Here is a 16,838-nt window from a genome sequence, read left to right on the forward strand (position 1 = left end):
GTCATGTCAGAGGGCTTCCTGTCGAAGGTTATTGGTTGGTCCAGACGCTTAGCTGTACCCCAGTGCCTGGTCGTCGCAGAACAGGTCAGCGACCTGGTAATCCGATCCAAGCCGGCGCAGCACCTCAGTGATGGCACGTGCATGAAAGCCCGCCAGTTCACCGTTTATCGTTTCGGAAAGCACCTCCACGGGGTCGGTGATGTCGGCCTCCAGGCCGGTGCCGTCTAGATCGCTCACCCAGGTGCGGACCACTGTGGCCTTGAACCGGACACCTATTCTCCAAGAGGTGAGAACAACGATCTCCTGACCGGTGGACGGCGCACAGCTGGGATCGAGTTGCCAGATGGTTTCCATGCGCTCCATGGGGACATCCTGCACCCGCGGGTTGACATGGCGCTAGAGGTCGAGAGTGCGGCACACCCGTTGTCAGCGCAGTTGGTCTCAGCCGCGGCGGCGTCTGGCCCTTGCTCCGAACGCATCGAGGGCTGTGAGGATCTCCGGCGCCTGCCAGATGCGGTTCCGGCGACCGGTGCTGCTCTGCGTGAGTATTCCAGCGTTGACGAGGCGGTCAATGGCGTTCTGTGAGGCAACTTCGCTGATCTGCAGCTCACCCGCGATAGTCCTGGTGTTCACCACCGGTTGGCCGAGCAGGTACTTCTTGACCAGGTGTACTGAGGAGTCGCTTCGGGCGACGACCGCGCTGTCCCAACGCGCAGCGGCAGCCTGGATGTCCGTCACGAGCTCACGGCCGTTCCGGATCGCAGCGAAGGAGGCTTCAGCCACGGCAGTGACGATGGCTTCGGCCCTTCCTGCCCGGTACTCGGTCAGCGCACGGAAATATGCCTCAGTGTCGTGCAGGAGCCCCGCTGACACGGGAACAGTGACATTGCGCGTCAGGCCGCCGTGGCGGAGCATGCCTTGCAGGAGTGCCCGTCCGGTCCTGCCGTTGCCGTCTGGGAACGGGTGAATAGTTTCAAATTGCGCGTGTGCGATTGCTGCCTGGATAAGTACGGGCACGTCAGTGCGCCCGGCGAATGCGACAACGTCGGCCATGAGGTTGGGAACGCGCGCGTGGTGGGGCGGCACAAATGACGCGGAGTGCGGCGAGATACTGCCGCCGCCGATCCAGACTTGTTCGTTGCGCCAATGGCCCACATATTCCGGGGCACTATCCCGCAGCAGCGCATCGTGCATCGCGATGATCGAGTGCTCATCCAGTTGGTCTGAGAGCGCGATGGCCGCAGTCATAGCGCGGACGTTCGCGACCACTAGGCGTGCGTTCCCTGACTTCGATTCGCCGATCTCTGCCAGGGCCACCTGCTTGGCGCTGGAGGTTAGGTTCTCCACCTCCGAGCTGGAGGCAGACTCGCTGCGCAGCAGGATCGACGCGAAAGGCGCAGCGATCATTCCGGCTTCGGCGTCGAAGCGGGCGAGCTCCTGGCTCGCATCATCGGCCAGGGCAATCGTCTCTGCGGGCAGCACGAGCTGCGCAGCGGCAATGAACGGTGGGACGGCAGCCTGGTAGTCGCCGCGGGCTTGGAGCAAAGCCCTGCGAGAGGCAATTTCGTCGCCGGTACGCACCCAGGGGTGCACTTCGTAGCTGGTTGCTGGCCAGGCGTTAGGCTGGCGTCTAACTGTCGTCATTGGTCGAGTATACCAAAGGCTATGCGCTTAGCCTTTGGTATGGCGGGGTTACATTCCCATCTAGTGGATAGCCTGCGCAATCTCCAGAACGCCTTCACTCCGAAAGCGGCTGTCGCCATCTGTCACCAAAGTGAAGGTCCCGTAAACACCCGAGAAACTGTCTGAGACCAGAGTGCCGGTGGTCCGCATCTTGTAGTTGGGATCCACCAGCGTTACCCGGGTGCCGGCTACCAGCTTGCTCATGGCGTGCTCGATTCTGAGTCGTAATTTCCAAGGCTGCCGGCGGCAAGTGGCTTGCTCGCAGTCATCTGTACCTGGAACGCCGCGAACAAGGCACGGTGGTCTAACCGGCCGCCGGTGATGCCTTCGATGGCTGTCTGGACGTCGTCGGCGGTTCCGTACCTGTCGGGGTCAAACAACTCCGTGTCCCATTTCAGGGTCGTCTCGCTGGTGGAGTAGTCGTGGGTGAGCAGACAACCTGTCTGATCCATGGTGCTCAGGTCAATGGTGGCCGTGGCTGGCGTGCCTGTGGCCGCGTCAGATTGTGCATAGCTGGCTCCGACGATTTCGTAGTAGCCGTCGCTGGCTCCGGCGTTGAACAGGGCTTCTTCGGGGTGAATGGTTCCAGTGATGGCGTGCTCCTTGCTCGGGTGATTCGGGATGAGTGGGTGTGATGGTGCCGGGGGCTAGTTCAGTACTTTGTGATCTGATCGCCGCGTTTGAGGCGGTTCAGCTCGTGGGGGCGCAGTTTGCGGCAAGGCTGAGAAAGACGTCGCTGGAGCCCGTGCCCGGTGCAGTAGGCCCAACCGTCCTGGTCCAAGTGGGTAACGGGCTCGGGGCAACCACGTTCCATCTGGCAGGAGACACGCTTCTCGGAGGTCGATGCAGCGGCCAGCTGCTCGTCGATGAATCGTTGTGCGGCTGTCTCGCTGCGGTAGAAGTCATCGGACGCATCCACAAGAAGCTTGGTGTTCTCGTTCATGACTCCGAAACCATGGAGAACTTCATCATGCGGATGAGCCTGGAGGCAGTCCTCGGAGCTGTTGTAGATGTCCCCGTAGATCCGGTCTTTATTCGAGTTCGCAAACAAACTGACAATCTTGAGTTTCATGGGGTTTCTCCTGGGGTCTGTGAGTGGCGGGGCGTGCAGAGACAGCAAAACCCAGACATCGACGCGGTAATCGATCCATCGTCGGTGCCTGGGCAGAATGTGGAGCGCAGCGCTGGGCTAGTGCTGAGCCGGTGCTAGACACCGCTTCTGCGCAGGCCGTAGATAGCTGCATCGGAGCCGTCGTGGCTCCACCCGGGCACCCGGGCTGTCAGAGGTTCAGATGCATGCATCAGGGTGCCGGGGCGAGCACGGGTGTGGAACCAGTTGCCCGACGTGGCTGAAGCTCTCTTCAGGCGGCGGGTGAGTGCAGTCTTCGAAAACGCCACTTCTTGCGGGAATTGCTCGGCCATCCAGTGCGCATAGAGCGCGTGGAGGAAATCGACTGGTAGGAAGTCCCAGGCGAATCGGTCAGCGAAGGCATTCCAGAACATCAGGACCTGCTGGTCGGCTTCGCAGTGCACGGTCTTCGGCTTAGAGAATCCCTGTTTCCCCTGCAGCTTGATGGCCGCGGCCATGGCCTCCCACATCGGTGCGACCCGCGGATCAGAGCGAAGTTCGTCCGTACAAGAACGGAACAGTGAGTCGATGCAGTCGCGTGCAACGCTCAGTGCGACGAGATCATCCAGCGTGGCTGGCTGATCAGTGCTCAGCTTGGCGAGCTCAGCGGTGGCTGTGACGAGGTTTTGGGCAGCGTTCAGCATGACCGGAACTCCTTAGCTTGGATGATTTCAGTGGGTTTTGGGTGGCATTTGGGCTCGGTTGGAGTAAAAACGGGCAAAAGTACCACCGAATGTACCTTTTATTTTTTCGAGGAATTCCCTGCTCAAGGGGGCTATTGGCCTAAGAACACGGGGTTTTTGGGTTGCTCGGAGTGAATGGAGCGTACCGGCGATTTTGGGTGGATTTTCAACATAAGGGGCGCTCTTTGGGTGGTTTTACCCTTATTTATCAACAAAGAGAGAGATATATGTACCGCATGTACCACCTGATTCCAGAAAGTACACACACACGCATGCATGTATAGGGGTTCTTTGAAAGTGGCGGTACATACGGTCCAAGGGGGGCTTTGCCCAGCACTGGCGGGGATTTGGTGGCTTTTGCGCTGGTACACGCGCTGGTACGCCCCTATCGTCACAACCTCCCTCTGAGCAGACATTTTCCGCGAACTCTAGGGGTTCATGCAGCGTTGAATGGGTAATTCGGGTGGACCGCCGATTGGTTTCCAATCGGCGGTACTTTCCCAGACGGCTGTGGTGGGTGGTTAGGGGCGGGACCCGTGGTGGGCACACAGAGTCGCTGTGCCTGGTGCGCGTTCGACCTAGGAGTAGCTGTTCAGATCGGTGCTTGCCACAGCGATCTGAGTGTGAGTCTTAGAGCTGGTAGTCGTCGCCGGCACTGTGCTCCACGTTGTCGGCTAACCCGTAGGGGTCCAGCTTCATGTTGCGCAGTTCAGGAAACCTAGCCTGCGGGGTTGCAGGCTGCACTCTGTGGGCGGGTACAACCTTAGGTTCAGCCTCTCCGCGCCTCAGGCATCCCTCTGGTGAGCGATCGGGCATGATGAGGCCCAAGAGCACACCCGAGAGCTGCTGGGCTGTTTGAGGGGCACTCAGCACGCCTGCACTTCCTGGAAGCCTTAGGCTTCCGGGCGCCACAGCACCTCCCGACGCATCTCTGATGCGCTGATATTCGAACCGGGCATCAACAAATTCGCTGTACACCGAACGCGGGTGATGCGGCGAGAGTCTGGCAACGTCCAGGCTCCAGCCGGCATGATGGGCGAGCTGCTCAAAGAACACAGTCTGGCTGCGGGTGTTTCCTTCGCGGAAAGCGTGTCCGTGGTTGATCTCAGCCCAGAAGCCTGCGAGTTGCTTGGTGAACTCCTCGCGGCTGTTGATCTGCTGGAGAAAGTTCTGCTCTGCCAGCGCTGCGTACTGCTCACGCAAAAGAGCGTTCATCTCGGCTGGTTCAGCGTAGGAGGTGCTGTTTTTCGTCATGGGCACACGGCGGGGCTCTCCTGCCCAGGCGTAGACATCCTGGAACAGATGCTGGTGGATCTTGCGCATGTGCGCAAAGGAGAAGGGTTTTACCCCGGGGCCCAGCAGATCCTGCCCGTTGCTGAGTTCAGCCAGTCGGGTGGGGATGTAGAAGTTCTCAGCCTCATCCAACACGCGCTGGTCAACGGTGCCATATGGAAACTCGGCACCGTTGCGTCGCACCAGGTTTCGGATGACCTGGGTCCCTGGGATGTAGTCCTGCTCGCTCACGGGCGCCGTCCTGTTTCCAGGTATTGGCGACCAAGCTCCCGGGCCTCATCGCCGGTGATTTCACCTGCAATCTGCTGGTGGACCAGACTCCTCAGATACGGGTCATCCAGGTGGTGTCCAGCGGAGCCATTGACACCATCGATGTACGCCATGCGCTCGTCAATCTCGGCTTTGGAGAGTGGCTGTGCTGCTGTGCTTCCTGACCCTGCCTCGGGGTCAGGCAGAGTGGGCTGGCTGTTATTGATGCTGTGGGGATTCTTTTGGGTCACGGTGAGACCTTTCGTTCAGTGTTGGCGAGCAAATCAGTGTTGGGCATCAGGCCTGGCTGGGCAAGACAAGAAAGAGAAGAATCCCCCGAGGAGCACAAGGCTCCTCGGGAGATTCTAAGTCGCAGGAAATCCTGCTTGGCACTGCCGGACAGGTCCTCACGGATCCTCCGTCCAGCAGCGCCGGGCGCGCCGGGCGGATGGCGACGTGGCCCTTTTCTCATCCTACCGTCGGTGGGTGAGAGGTTGATGGGCCTGCATTTTTAGCAGGGTACTTGCGCACCGTTCTTGTCAACGGTCCAGCAAGCTCCATTGTTGCCCCCGCCGCTGCCGACACCGCCACCGCCACCGGGCTTAGGATTACCACCACCACCTTGGTTGCCACCCCCGGAGGGGGCCGGGACATAAGGCGCTGGGGCCGGCACGTAAGGCGCAGGAGCGGGCACATAGCCGCCACCATTGGGTCTCGGAGCTACGTATTGAGGCACCTGCTGAGCAGCGGCCGCAGCGGCTTCTGCAGCAGCGGCCGCTTCGGCTGCCGCAGCGGCTTCACGCTCTGCTGCGGCCGCCTGTTCGTCAGCAATGCGATCGGCTTCAATCTTTGCCTTCTCGGTTGCGATACGCGCTGTCTCGTCGGTCTGGAACACCGTGAAGTCAGCCAAAAGAGCCGAAACGCTCGCGTCGAGGGTCTTGGCTGCTTCTTTATTCTTCGTGGTCGCGGAACTGATCGTTTCAGCCTGACCACGATCGGTGCACTCGGTAGAGATCTTGATCCCGTCCAGCACGGAACGGGCCTCGGTTACGCCACTGATCAAAGCAGCACCGCTCACGCGAGCGGGCGCAGCCGAGGTCGCCTCGATTGCGGGACGCTGTTCGAAAGCTGTGCTGGTTCCGGCATCGTTGGGTAGAGCAGTGATCTTGATGGCATCAAGCGCCTTGTCTGCGCCAGTGGTGCTCTGCACAGCGTGCTGGGTGGCGCCACCGCCCTGGACGAGGGCAACAGCGCACAACTTGGTCGTCTCCTCGGCGCTGGCTTTCGCCGCGGTCAAGGAGACGACAGTGATGCCGCCGGCAAGAATCAGACCACAGGTGGCGATCATGGCTACGAGCTTCTTGCGCGACCTTGGTTTCTTGGTGTCGATGCTCGGAGCACTGGTCTCGTCGGTCATGGCCATCATCTCCTTCGTTGGGTTGTTGGTCGTGGGGGCGCCACGGTCGTGAACGAGGCAATCGTCGTAAACATCGGGATTGTCTGTTGAGCCCAGTCGGAGGGTTAGGGCGCGTGTTCGTTCATTGCTGCAAACGATCATCCACAAGCCACGTCCGTCGTTAGTGACGATCTCGTACGTGAATTCGGCAGCTGCGGCATAGGCGACAACCCACGGGTCACTGAAACGCTATTTTCGCTTCGGTCACCTGTCCGTCACACAGGAACATATCGGCAGGAAAACGCGAAGCGTTCGAAACCGCTGGTCGGGGAGGTCGATATGAGCTGCAGAGAGTGCTTCGGTGCGGATTCGGGCTTCGCCTACTTAGCCTTCCCGAGCGGAATTCAGAGCTGACATGAGGCGTTGCGCATTCTACCGTGAGCCCCGCAGGTAGCTTGTTTCCACAAGTGCATCGTACTCACCCTTGGCCATCAGTACGACAGGTCCAATCTCGGACGCGATCTCAACTTCAAAGTGATCGTGGTGGACCTGCTCGATGAGATCAGTGAGGTCGCGTCTAGCTTCGCCTGATCTACATCGATCCACCCTTCGATTCGAAGGCCGACTACCGCTCAAAGATTGTCTTGCCCGGCGTCACTATCGAGCAGAAACCAACGGTCATTGAACTGTTTGCCTATTCAGATACATGGTCTGATGGGGCGGCTTCTTACCTCGGCATGATATTGCCGCGCCTTATCCTCATGCGTGAGTTACTTTCGCCGTGAAACGTGGCAGTGAAGACCTTCTCGGAGGGCCGGAGCAGCGGCAAGCCGTCGATGAGATGCACGCCCGCGCTCGGGGCGTAAAGCTGTTCCCGGCCGTCAAGAGCCATCTTTCGGTCGATTGCATCGGATGAATGAAACTTTCATCTGATGCGATCTCCTTGCAAACGCGCAAGTCAAGCGTGTATCCGTTGCTGCCCGGGAGTCGGCGACGGAAAGCTTACCCGAAGAAATATCAAGCGGCATTGAGGTCCTGACCTGCATAAATGCTGGCAAAACTCGGATTTTTCCAACTAACCGCAATAGACCACTAGATGAAATTGCGGTCAGAATGTGAAAAAGGGAAATATTCGACGCTAAGGTTTTGATGGCCCGACTCTAAGCACCCATGGCTTGGTTTCGACTCAGCACAAGGCGCCATTCGACGCCCTGACGTGGATGTTGTCAGAGGGGGGGCCTACAATCAATTAGTAGAACTTTATTTCTAGTAGTTGGTGTGTCATGGCTCATGTATCGAATATTTGTTTAGTAGACTTTGCGGTTCCTGCCGAGCATCCACTACTTGCCCCGGTCAGCGTTGCGTGTGGTTATCCGTCGCCATCCCAGGATTATTTTGACGGCCGGATCAATTTGAACGACCACTTGATTAAGGACGTCACCAGCACCTTCGTTGTAAGGGTGAGTGGGGATTCCATGGAGGGCGCCGGAATCAGTGACGGCGATGAGCTGATCGTCAATCGGGCACTCACGCCTCGACACGGGTCAATTGTGATTGCCATTCTGGATGGGGAGCTGACCGTCAAGCGCCTGCAGCTGACGGCCGGGGGAGTGGTCCTCCATGCCGAGAACCCCAAGTACCCGGATATTCAGGTGAAAGACGCCGCTTCCTTGATTGTGTGGGGCGTCGCTGAAACGTGTTTACACGACCTCCGGAGATAGGCCAGGTGCTTTGATGCGTATCCGCACCGCTGAGACCTCAGGGCCGGCCTTGATGCCAGGCAGTGACTACATCGCCCACGTAGATGTGAACTCCTTCTACGCCAGCGCCGAACGTGCCTTCAATCCCTCATTGGAAGGCGTCCCCGTGGTCGTGTTATCCAACAACGATGGATGCGTGGTTACACGCACGGCCGAGGCGAAGGCGCTGGGGATCCCGATGGGGGAGCCCTGGTTTAAAATCGCCCCCCGCGCCAAGGCTTGGGGGCTGGTGGCCCTTTCCAGTAACTACGAACTCTACGGCGATATTAGCTCCCGGGTTATGGAGCTCCTGGGCCGCTATAGCGCTTGGGTTGAGGTGTACTCCATTGATGAGGCTTTCCTTGGAGTCAACGGCACCCCGATCCAGATACGCAAGCTCGGCCGGACCATCAAGGATGCTGTCCGCCGGCACGTCGGCGTGCCCGTGTGCGTGGGAATCGCCAGGACGAAAGGCTTGGCAAAGCTTGCCAATAAGCTGGCCAAGCACAATCCTGACTTCGCGGGCGTTTGCCACTGGGAATCCATCCCGGAAGATGTACGGGAGGGGTTGATGTCCAGGTTATCCGTGGTGGAGTTGTGGGGCGTGGCCGCCCGCCTGACGAAGCGGCTAAATGCCATGGGCATCCACACCATCCTGGATTTGAAGAACACCAACCCGGTGTTGATCCGTGACCGTTTCTCCGTCGTGCTGATGCGCACCGTGTTGGAGCTGCAGGGCACTGCCTGCATTCCCATGGAAGAGGAACGAGTGGGCCGGGATCAACTCATTTTCTCCCGCTCCTTCTCAACCCCGGTGACCACGGCGGCTGATATGGGTCAGGTCATGAGCGTGTACGCCCAACAGGCAAGTGCCCGCCTAGCCAAACACGGACTCCAAGCCAAGGTACTCACCGCTTTTGCCGGCACGTCCAACTACAACCAGGACAGCATCTCCTACCCCTCGGTGTGTGTCCCGTTGCCGTTGCCCACTGCGGATCCGGTGCTGCTCCACAGGGCCGCCAACAGCTTGTGTGAACGGATCTACGAGGGGGTGAAATACGTGCGCGCCGGGATCATGGTCACCGACCTGCGCCCCACCGGCAACCAATCACCCCTGGAGCTGTTCGAGAACCCGCACGAGGAACGCGGCATCGGGCCGTTGTTGGAAGCCGTATCCAAAAGATACGGGCGCGGGAGTATCGGCTTGGGAAGTGCAGGGGTCCGAGGCGGGCCGGACTGGTCCATGAAGCGCGAGATGCTCTCACCCCGGTACACCACCCACTGGGACGAGCTGCTGCTTGTCAAAGCCTCATGAACTGACGGGTTCGACGAGTTCCGGCCCGTCCCCGGTGAGCGGGGCAACTTGGTAGAACTTCAGGGCCTCAGTCACTGGGGTGGCGGCTGCCACAGCAGCATCAACCAATGATTGATCCCCTTCCTGGCCGGCGTCCAACCATTTATCCCAAAAACTCGGCGGCAATGTCACCGGTGTTCTGTCGTGGAGCTGGGAAACGTCCCCGACTGCTGCCCGGGTCAAGATCGTTGTCGTCAACGTCCAATAGGTCGGATCATCCTCGGGAAGTGACTTGTCCGGCCACCACGTGTATAGCCCGGCGAAAGCCAGCAATTCGTTGTTGGGGCTGTGGATCGCGTAAGGGGTTTTGGTTTTGCCCTCGGTGTGCCATTCATAGTAGTAATCGGCCGGTAGAATAGCCCGTTTACTCTTCACTGATCCGCGGAATGTGGCTTTCTCGGCCGCAGTCTCGGACCGGGCGTTGAAGGTAGCGAACTTCGTCTTCAGCTCCTTGGAATACGACGGTGTTAGTGACCAGCGGGCAGGTTCTAGCCGGCGCACCGCCTCATCTTCGCCCTTGGCAGACTCAAGAACCACTGGAACCCGGCTCGTGGGTTTTATGTTCCACGCCGACCGCGGCAGGGTTTCCGCCGTTTGCTCGACGTCAAACATGCTTACCAGGTCACCGACTGCCCGGGCCATCACATATCGTCCACACATGAGCCCATTCTGCATGGGTGGGGCCATGGCGTAAAGACTCTACGATGATGCGGTTAAGATCATCGGAACCTTGGAAGGGGTCGCCTACGGAAAATGGGAAGAATCGTCCGATAGGGGCGCGTGGAGCCAGGTACCCACTGGACTGCGGCTTGCCAATAGAAGCCACCTAGAGCCTGCCCGTAAGGGGAAGGCTCTGCGGGACTAGGCGGAGACATCTGATGCGTTTCCTTCCAGTGAACGGATAGGGGTGGATTGTAAATGAAGTGGCAACGCAAGTCTCAGAATGCACCGGCAGTGAGGACCAGCGGTACAGCAGTTGGCGCTAACCGCGTGAGCGCGGGCATTGACCGCTGGGCCCCAATGTCGGTTACATGAAATATCCGACCCTAGTTGGGCCAGTTTTGGACGTTCTTGTGGATATTTTCGATTTCGTCTCCCCACCAGACAGAGCCAATGTCGGATTCATCGTCAGTTCTACCGCTGTAGATACCTAACAAGGCTGAGTCCTCAGGGACGGTGACGCCCAACCCGCCTGTAAAGGAGTAGCTCTGCGCGCGATAGAAGATGACAGGGGACCCCGATTGCCCCGGGCGGGTACGGCTATCAATGAAGAACCTTTCGATTGGTCCCGCATTCACTTCATTGGCTACTGACCCGGTGGTCCAAATTGGCATAGTAGGGCTGAAGGGCTCGACTGAATGGGGATAGCCAAGAACATAAACACTGTCCGTGGGTCGGACACCCGTGTGTTGACCGTTTGGCGACGTGAAAAATCTACTATCCCACTCCCATGCAACCTCTCTGAGACCGTATTCTTGGACGGAAGCTTCGGGCATCGGTATTACCGCAATATCGGTTACAACGCGCTCCGGGTAGTCACCATCATGATCGGGTCCCAGGTACTGGTGTCGACGCCCTGTCGGCCTAGTCTGAAGTCCGATCGGATTTTCATATTTGCTGAACCAAGCCCTTCGGAAAGCTCCCGGCTCCCCAACGAACAGCGGTATTTCTATGCTCGGTAGCGTCTCCCGACTTGTTCCACGTTCAACAGCTACCGAAGGCCGTACCTTCAGGAAAAATGGTCGCCTAGCGTGGCTACACCCACCGGTCCATTCCCCGGTGGTCCGCTTCCCTGCAACTATGTGGAAATTGGTGACCAGGGAAAGCCGCGGTTCCGGGTCTTCAACATAGTCAGCGGGAGCGCCAACAAAATGATCAGGTGAGGTGAACCAAAACCCTGTCCCCCACCCGATCTTCTCCTTGAGATGGTCAAGGACTTCAATGCGGACAGTCTTCAACGAAACAGGCGAATGATCTGGCGTGTTGTAGTCATACATCGCACAATCATATTCAACGAGCTCGCGAACCTACTGATTAGCGGGGTGCGTCAAAATCAGGCTACTTCGACGCCTGGCAGACCTTAGCATTGGATATTTCCCCACCAGTAAAGCCACCTCTTTAAGGCCCAGGACTCCTAGAGCTGCCCCTAAGTGACATGTAAGGCGCTTGATGCTTCTTACAAACCTGTAGATTTCCAAGACCCACCCGACTTCTGAACTCGGACCAGGCAAATACCCGCAATCTAGGCCAGCACCCTGTCTCGAAAACTCGTCCCCCACTTGTGAAGCGTCTCATTGATGCAGAAGTGGTTTTCTGAGACAGTCCAGACTCTCGTTTTCGCTTGGTGCCACGACGTACTTGTCACTTGAAGACAGCTCTAGGAGCACCAGGCCAAATATGTGCGTGCAGGGATCATGGTCACCGACCTTCGCCCTACCGGTAATCAATCACCGCTGGAACTCTTCGAGAACCCCCACGAGGAACGCGGCATAGGCACGCTGATGGAATCCGTCTCTAAGAAGTACGGACGCGGAAGTATCGGCCTGGGAAGTGCAGGTCTCCGAGGCGGACCTGATTGGTCCATGAAACGCGACATGCTCTCACCGCGTTACACCACCCACTGGGACGAGCTGCTGTTTGTCAAAGCCTCCTGAAAGAAAGAACCTGGCCCATGATCATCATCGCTACTGTCGAAACCATCGAGACTGGCACCTTCGGAACCGTTGAAATGGAAGTAAAGGACTACGCCGCTGGCTTCGCCCAGCTGCGCACCACAGTCCCTGACGGGCAACGCATCATCAACGTTCGGGTACAGCGAGCATGAACTGATCGCCTACCGAGAGTTCACCGAACCTCCTGCAATGTGTTTGCCACAGGAAAAAGCGGGCCGATGACGACACCTGTGGGGGAGTGGGGTCCGTTTACGGGGCACAGGATCCTTTGGGGGGCGGCCAGGTTCGCAAGCGCCTGGGGGGATTACCAGCGGGGTGCTATCCGTTTTTACACCACACTCACCGAGCGCCGCGCACGCCATAAACGACACCCTAAAAATGTTGTCTAATTGGTCAAAAACCGCTAAATGTAGGCCCAAAACACCTTTTTATTCATATGAATGAGGAGTATAATTGAGGGTATACAGCAGTACAGACGAACGAAACTTTTGACCATACGAAACCAGGTACTGACCATGCTGAGAATCACCCTCTATTCAAAGCCAGGATGCTTCGGATGCCGCAAGACGGCAGAGAAATTCACCGCATTGGGTGTCCCCTTCCAAGAAGTCGATCTGACCGCCACCCCGGCCGCTCTGGAATATGTCACCGAAGAACTCGGCTACTCACAGGCACCCGTCGTTATCTGAGGAAAGCCCTAAGTATCAATTGATCGCGCGACGCGCACTGTCCTTGACGTCATCGAGGCCCGCAGCATTCACTACCTGGGCTTGAAAGACCCGATACGGGAAGGCATATTAGTGACCCATCGATGTTGATCGCGGGCCTTAGCTACGTGCTGGTGCCTTGGGAAACTTGCTGCCTATTTTGAGCCCGTCGCGGGGCCCAATACACTCCGTCGATTCTCATGATGGCCAAGAGTCCACCCGTCCACAAAAGTGTTGAGGCAAGAATCAAAACATCCGCTAAGGTGCCTGTACCAGCCAGAATTGACAGCACCGTCCAAATGGTTGCACCAATGGCTGCGAGGCAGAAAACTGTTGCCGTCATAATCATGGATCGCTGCGTCGGTAGGTGAGTTCCTTGGCTGGCAGGAAGCTGCGATTCTTCTTTGAAGAGATTCCCCATGAATATGCCAGCGAACGCAGGGTAGTAGGCATAGCCTGCTCGGGGGTCGATGAACTGTATGGCTACCGCTATAAGAATGAAGACACCCACGACGGCGTAAAGGAAGCGCGAGGTGCGCCTGACCGATTTCACGCCAAAGTAGTCGTTCCGAAGAAGCACGATGGCCCTAGCGAGGACAACCCCCGCCAACACTATTCCAATGACCACGCCCACTGCCGTGTCACTGCCAGACTTCGGTAAGACAAGCAACAGGACCAGCGTGAACAATGACAGCAACGCCATCACGACAGCGCCGCCAATCCTGAACTGAACCTCTCGATTTGATCGCATGCCCCATCGTCACCATGAACCTGGGCACCTGTCAACGATTATCAGTGTCGGCATCGACCCTGTCTGCAGCTAGCGACCTCGATGCCGCCTTGACCGTTCCAGGAGAAAGACAATTACGAATGCGGCGACCATGACTATGAACATCCCGGTGATCAGTGGTTGCACCAGATCTGGAACCATTAGGGCGAGAACGCCCAGAACGGCTATTAGGAGGACGGCAGGGCCAAGGATCGACAATCTCAGTCTTATCATGCTGCTCTCCTGAAAATCCCGAACGAGGACCGGCTCTCACGTGCGTTGGTGCCAACGGTAACCCGGTGGCGAGGTACCCCGCTACGGTGATGTCGCCAATTCACTTCCTTGAATCTCCCGACCGACGAACCAGCGTCTCGCAGAAGGTTCCGCTTATGGGCCGGTGAAGAACGGGATGCGCAACTTGCTCAAGCTCGTGGGGCAGCTGTCCAGGGAATCGTCCCTCGGCGTTCGGCGGTGAGGTCGTCGAGTAGGTCGTCAATGCGGTGGTTGAAGGTGGTGACTTGTTGGTTGAGGAGTCGGTTCTTCTCGCGGAGCCGTTCGATTTCTAAGTTCTCCGCCGTCGTTGAGGGGGCTTCTGTTGGATCCGCGGTGCGGATCTGTTCCCCGAGGCAGTGCTCGTGGCGCTTCTTCAGTTCGGCAAGATCTTGGCGTAGCCGTTTGATGGTCTGATGCGCTAGGGCTATTTCCGCCTGAAGTGCTGTTCGTCCGGGTGCACCGTTCGTTGGGAGTCTTTGTCCTGGGGTGTGGGCGTCGGCCTGGGTCTGGCGGGCGGCTTCGAGCTGGTGCAGAAGGGTCTCGTGGGAGTAGATGAAGTTGCGGCTGACGCCTGCGGCGCCTGCAACGGCGGTGATGGTGATGAGTGTCCCGTCCAAAAGAAATCTGTTGATGGTAGATGCAGTCGCGGCCTGTTTTCTGTCGGCTTCCCGCTGGCGGGCAGAGACCATGTTGGCGAACGGGGCGCCCTCCATTCTTGTCATGGTCGATCCTTGACGGTCAGAGGGAGGTGCTGGCCTGGTCGCGCTATTAGCCGGGATGTTCGCAAGATGGTTGCCGCCTCGGTTATTGCCTGCCTGTCGGGTTCTGGCAGGAGGGCAAGGTCTGTGCGCATGCGGTCAACGATTTGCTTGAAGTCTTCTACTTGGCCGTCAAAGTTCGCGATGGCGTAGGGCGGGGCGTTGAGGCGGCGGGCTTGGGCTGCGTTGGTTTTCAGCTCCACGAGGTGTCGTTCGATATCGGGAAGGTAGGAGGGATCTGGGCGATAGAACGTGCACCCGGAGCATTGAAAGCGGATGGGGCAGGCGTTGCCGCCAGCCTTGACGTTGGATGGCTCGGTGCACCCACCGTAGGGCACCGCGATGGAGGCAAGGCCGCGCCGCCCGGGTGAGAGGCCTATTTTGTCGCCGTTCCGGTCATAGGTGAGAGGGGCGAGGAGGTTTGCCGCGGCACGTTTGCGGCTGTCGTTGACTTGGTAGTAGCCCATGGTGGTGCGGACGTCTTCGTGATCGAGTAGATCCCGAAGTTCGTCCGGGGCGGTTCCGTTGTCGACATGCCGCTGGGCATAGGAATGGCGGAAATCGTGGGGACGGATGCCACCGAACCCAAAGTCGACCGGGACCCCATGGAGGTCTTTGATGGGCCCCTCCATTGTCGGGACGTCGTGGATAAGCCGCCGCAGGGCGCCATAGAGCAGTCCGTAGCTGGCGAACTTGTCAGATCTGGCGGGCATTGGGCTGGGAAACAGCCATTGTGATTCAGCCACGGGACCGTTCATCCTGCTGTCGAGCCAGCTAGTGATGGCGTCGGCGGTTTCTTCTTGGATTGGTAGTCTGCGGTTCAGCCGTCCTGCTTTGTGGTTGTCATAGACCAATATCCAGTCACCGTGCCGGTCACGCTGGAGACAGCCCCGGTGCAGACTGACCACTTCGTTGGGGCGGCGACCGGTGTCGATGAGCACGGCCAACATGGCAATGGCCATGTCCCTGTTGGGGTAAGGGGCGAGGTCTTGAAGATTGTTGCGAAGATGTGCAACGGCGGCCACGGGCAGGGCCCTGCCTTGGTCATTGTCCCCGCGATAGGTGCGGGAGTGGGTTGGGGGTTTATGGAGGCGAGGGTTGTAGCTAAAGGCGCGGGGAACGTGGTCCCAGACGCTGGATCGGTGCCCGGTTTCCAGAATGTGCCGCCAGAGCCGGAATACCCCCTTGGCGCCTCCATAGTTGGGCCACTGCCTGTTCATAGCGTTGATGATAGCGCTCATATGCGAGGGTCCAAGGAGGCGTGGATCGTGCCCCTGATCAGAGCATTGACCACCCAGGACTTCCGAGGCCAGCACCGAGATACGGTATCCGGTCAGGGCGTCCCCTCGTCTGGGCAAGATCGTCAGCAGCCAATTCCGGTAGCCGTCACGGAGCCAGCGCTGCGTGATTCGAGACAGGTCAAGGGGAGGCTTCTCAAACATTTCCCGCCTCACCGAGGCCGTCGTTCGCAGATTCAGATCGTTGAGGTAGATCAGGTTTTCATGATGAGGGTCGTAGCCTTTATAGCGACGTTCCTCCCTGACAAGGACTTCTCTGATGAAGCGGTACACGGAGCGGCTGTTCTTGTTGACCGATCCGACTGCCTTCTCGATGGTTGCAAGGAGGGAGACGGATTTCCACTGAGCGCCTTTGTTAATCAGGTCCCGGTAGGTCCTGACCTGCACTGGTCCACGGGCGAGGTCGAGGTGTGCCTGGATGACGTACTTGACTTCTGTCTGCATGCGCGGGTTCAAGCGTCCGATCCGGAGCATGAACGGAGGATCTACATGGTCTGACAGCCATCGGAGTGCGCTCTGCTCGTCGAGGATCTCTCCGCGGCTGCGTCGGGCAGCGAGCTGGTAGCGGTGGTTCCAGCACAGAAGCAGGTCGACCCGGGGGTTATCAGCGCTGATCGGGCACCCGGCGGCCACGCAGGGTACAAAGGCCTTGGGCGTGGAGGTGGTGAAATTGAGCCAATCCCGAACGTCGGCTTGTGTCTTGCTCACCTTGAACAGGGAGTAATGAGACCGACACAGGCCCTGGCTGAACTGGTTACGGCCGCAGCGGATCCCGTTCCGGGCAAGAACACAGTCCCGCTGGATTGGCGGTTCATGCCCGGTTTTTGATACTACG

At 58.5% G+C, this 16,838-nt stretch carries 18 protein-coding genes and 1 pseudogene; 5 read left to right on the forward strand and 14 right to left on the reverse strand.

What is annotated here, in order from left to right; translation table 11 throughout:
* Nucleotides 1–48 precede the first annotated feature (48 nt).
* The 10 genes from AOC05_RS17970 to AOC05_RS20890 form a co-directional block, all read right to left on the reverse strand.
* Nucleotides 49–363 (reverse strand): hypothetical protein, encoded by a 315-nt coding sequence (locus tag AOC05_RS17970; protein WP_062008945.1) that lies wholly within the window; start codon nucleotides 361–363, stop codon nucleotides 49–51.
* Between the two features lie 78 nt (nucleotides 364–441).
* The gene (locus AOC05_RS17975; protein ID WP_062008947.1) at nucleotides 442–1,644 is read right to left on the reverse strand and encodes a Fic family protein; all 1,203 of its coding nucleotides are present in this window, start codon (nucleotides 1,642–1,644) and stop codon (nucleotides 442–444) included.
* A gap of 60 nt (nucleotides 1,645–1,704) precedes the next feature.
* Nucleotides 1,705–1,887, reverse strand: a complete 183-nt coding sequence (locus tag AOC05_RS17980) for a hypothetical protein (RefSeq protein ID WP_062008949.1) — start codon at nucleotides 1,885–1,887, stop codon at nucleotides 1,705–1,707.
* A complete protein-coding gene (locus AOC05_RS17985; protein WP_062008951.1) occupies nucleotides 1,884–2,135 on the reverse strand; it encodes a hypothetical protein in 252 nt (83 codons plus the stop codon). Before AOC05_RS17985 ends, AOC05_RS17980 begins: the two co-directional genes overlap by 4 nt.
* Before the next feature lie 200 nt (nucleotides 2,136–2,335).
* Nucleotides 2,336–2,755, reverse strand: coding sequence for a hypothetical protein (locus AOC05_RS17990; RefSeq protein WP_062008953.1), 420 nt, complete (start codon nucleotides 2,753–2,755; stop codon nucleotides 2,336–2,338).
* A gap of 134 nt (nucleotides 2,756–2,889) precedes the next feature.
* Nucleotides 2,890–3,456 (reverse strand): primase-like DNA-binding domain-containing protein, encoded by a 567-nt coding sequence (locus AOC05_RS17995; protein ID WP_062008955.1) that lies wholly within the window; start codon nucleotides 3,454–3,456, stop codon nucleotides 2,890–2,892.
* 669 nt (nucleotides 3,457–4,125) lie between these two features.
* Nucleotides 4,126–5,019, reverse strand: a complete 894-nt coding sequence (locus tag AOC05_RS18000; RefSeq protein ID WP_062008958.1) for a Fic/DOC family protein — start codon at nucleotides 5,017–5,019, stop codon at nucleotides 4,126–4,128.
* Nucleotides 5,016–5,288 carry an antitoxin VbhA family protein gene (locus AOC05_RS18005; RefSeq protein WP_062008961.1) on the reverse strand — a complete coding sequence of 91 codons (273 nt, stop codon included), beginning with the start codon at nucleotides 5,286–5,288 and terminating at the stop codon, nucleotides 5,016–5,018. The genes AOC05_RS18000 and AOC05_RS18005 overlap by 4 nt, the downstream gene beginning before the upstream one ends.
* A gap of 260 nt (nucleotides 5,289–5,548) precedes the next feature.
* Nucleotides 5,549–6,454 (reverse strand): hypothetical protein, encoded by a 906-nt coding sequence (locus tag AOC05_RS18010; protein ID WP_157375026.1) that lies wholly within the window; start codon nucleotides 6,452–6,454, stop codon nucleotides 5,549–5,551.
* A 411-nt stretch (nucleotides 6,455–6,865) separates the two neighbouring features.
* A complete protein-coding gene (locus tag AOC05_RS20890; protein ID WP_157375027.1) occupies nucleotides 6,866–7,039 on the reverse strand; it encodes a type II toxin-antitoxin system prevent-host-death family antitoxin in 174 nt (57 codons plus the stop codon).
* Nucleotides 7,040–7,716: 677 nt separating this feature from the next.
* Between AOC05_RS20890 and AOC05_RS18015 the strand changes: the two genes are divergently transcribed.
* Both AOC05_RS18015 and AOC05_RS18020 read left to right on the forward strand, forming a co-directional pair.
* On the forward strand, nucleotides 7,717–8,154 hold the full coding sequence (locus AOC05_RS18015) for a LexA family protein (RefSeq protein WP_062008965.1): 438 nt from the start codon (nucleotides 7,717–7,719) through the stop codon (nucleotides 8,152–8,154).
* Between the two features lie 13 nt (nucleotides 8,155–8,167).
* The gene (locus AOC05_RS18020) at nucleotides 8,168–9,487 is read left to right on the forward strand and encodes a Y-family DNA polymerase (RefSeq protein WP_420480371.1); all 1,320 of its coding nucleotides are present in this window, start codon (nucleotides 8,168–8,170) and stop codon (nucleotides 9,485–9,487) included.
* Here the strand turns inward: AOC05_RS18020 and AOC05_RS18025 are convergent.
* Nucleotides 9,482–10,186, reverse strand: a complete 705-nt coding sequence (locus tag AOC05_RS18025; protein WP_231687145.1) for an SOS response-associated peptidase — start codon at nucleotides 10,184–10,186, stop codon at nucleotides 9,482–9,484. The two genes, AOC05_RS18020 and AOC05_RS18025, sit on opposite strands and share 6 nt — an antisense overlap.
* Before the next feature lie 1,733 nt (nucleotides 10,187–11,919).
* On the opposite strand from AOC05_RS18025, the pseudogene AOC05_RS18035 reads away from it, so the two are divergent.
* The 3 genes and pseudogenes from AOC05_RS18035 to AOC05_RS18040 form a co-directional block, all read left to right on the forward strand.
* Nucleotides 11,920–12,180, forward strand: a pseudogene (locus AOC05_RS18035) (DUF4113 domain-containing protein); the annotation flags it as partial.
* A 17-nt stretch (nucleotides 12,181–12,197) separates the two neighbouring features.
* Nucleotides 12,198–12,350, forward strand: a complete 153-nt coding sequence (locus tag AOC05_RS19625) for a hypothetical protein (RefSeq protein WP_157375029.1) — start codon at nucleotides 12,198–12,200, stop codon at nucleotides 12,348–12,350.
* A gap of 363 nt (nucleotides 12,351–12,713) precedes the next feature.
* Nucleotides 12,714–12,887: a glutaredoxin family protein gene (locus AOC05_RS18040; RefSeq protein ID WP_231687146.1), complete on the forward strand. Its 174-nt coding sequence runs from the start codon at nucleotides 12,714–12,716 to the stop codon at nucleotides 12,885–12,887.
* Nucleotides 12,888–13,029: 142 nt separating this feature from the next.
* Here the strand turns inward: AOC05_RS18040 and AOC05_RS18045 are convergent, their stop codons facing one another.
* The 3 genes from AOC05_RS18045 to AOC05_RS18060 form a co-directional block, all read right to left on the reverse strand.
* Nucleotides 13,030–13,656, reverse strand: coding sequence for a hypothetical protein (locus AOC05_RS18045; RefSeq protein WP_062008973.1), 627 nt, complete (start codon nucleotides 13,654–13,656; stop codon nucleotides 13,030–13,032).
* 440 nt (nucleotides 13,657–14,096) lie between these two features.
* Nucleotides 14,097–14,669 (reverse strand): DUF6262 family protein, encoded by a 573-nt coding sequence (locus AOC05_RS18055; RefSeq protein ID WP_062008975.1) that lies wholly within the window; start codon nucleotides 14,667–14,669, stop codon nucleotides 14,097–14,099.
* On the reverse strand, nucleotides 14,666–16,711 hold the full coding sequence (locus tag AOC05_RS18060) for a tyrosine-type recombinase/integrase (protein WP_062008977.1): 2,046 nt from the start codon (nucleotides 16,709–16,711) through the stop codon (nucleotides 14,666–14,668). Before AOC05_RS18060 ends, AOC05_RS18055 begins: the two co-directional genes overlap by 4 nt.
* Between the last annotated feature and the right edge of the window lie 127 nt (nucleotides 16,712–16,838).

Source organism: Arthrobacter alpinus (assembly GCF_001294625.1).
In the GTDB taxonomy this organism is placed as follows: domain Bacteria; phylum Actinomycetota; class Actinomycetes; order Actinomycetales; family Micrococcaceae; genus Specibacter; species Specibacter alpinus_A.

Excerpts from the sequence above, each read along its gene's own strand:
- AOC05_RS18045 (WP_062008973.1), bottom strand. The coding sequence starts at position 13,656 with ATGCGATCAAATCGAGAGGTTCAGTTCAGGATTGGCGGCGCTGTCGTG.
- AOC05_RS18025 (WP_231687145.1), bottom strand. The coding sequence starts at position 10,186 with ATGTGTGGACGATATGTGATGGCCCGGGCAGTCGGTGACCTGGTAAGC.
- AOC05_RS17995 (WP_062008955.1), bottom strand. The coding sequence starts at position 3,456 with ATGCTGAACGCTGCCCAAAACCTCGTCACAGCCACCGCTGAGCTCGCC.
- AOC05_RS17985 (WP_062008951.1), bottom strand. The coding sequence starts at position 2,135 with ATGGATCAGACAGGTTGTCTGCTCACCCACGACTACTCCACCAGCGAG.
- AOC05_RS18055 (WP_062008975.1), bottom strand. The coding sequence starts at position 14,669 with ATGACAAGAATGGAGGGCGCCCCGTTCGCCAACATGGTCTCTGCCCGC.
- AOC05_RS17970 (WP_062008945.1), bottom strand. The coding sequence starts at position 363 with ATGGAGCGCATGGAAACCATCTGGCAACTCGATCCCAGCTGTGCGCCG.
- AOC05_RS17980 (WP_062008949.1), bottom strand. The coding sequence starts at position 1,887 with ATGAGCAAGCTGGTAGCCGGCACCCGGGTAACGCTGGTGGATCCCAAC.
- AOC05_RS17975 (WP_062008947.1), bottom strand. The coding sequence starts at position 1,644 with ATGACGACAGTTAGACGCCAGCCTAACGCCTGGCCAGCAACCAGCTAC.
- AOC05_RS18010 (WP_157375026.1), bottom strand. The coding sequence starts at position 6,454 with ATGACCGACGAGACCAGTGCTCCGAGCATCGACACCAAGAAACCAAGG.
- AOC05_RS17990 (WP_062008953.1), bottom strand. The coding sequence starts at position 2,755 with ATGAAACTCAAGATTGTCAGTTTGTTTGCGAACTCGAATAAAGACCGG.
- AOC05_RS18040 (WP_231687146.1), top strand. The coding sequence starts at position 12,714 with ATGCTGAGAATCACCCTCTATTCAAAGCCAGGATGCTTCGGATGCCGC.
- AOC05_RS18020 (WP_420480371.1), top strand. The coding sequence starts at position 8,168 with ATGCGTATCCGCACCGCTGAGACCTCAGGGCCGGCCTTGATGCCAGGC.
- AOC05_RS19625 (WP_157375029.1), top strand. The coding sequence starts at position 12,198 with ATGATCATCATCGCTACTGTCGAAACCATCGAGACTGGCACCTTCGGA.
- AOC05_RS18015 (WP_062008965.1), top strand. The coding sequence starts at position 7,717 with ATGGCTCATGTATCGAATATTTGTTTAGTAGACTTTGCGGTTCCTGCC.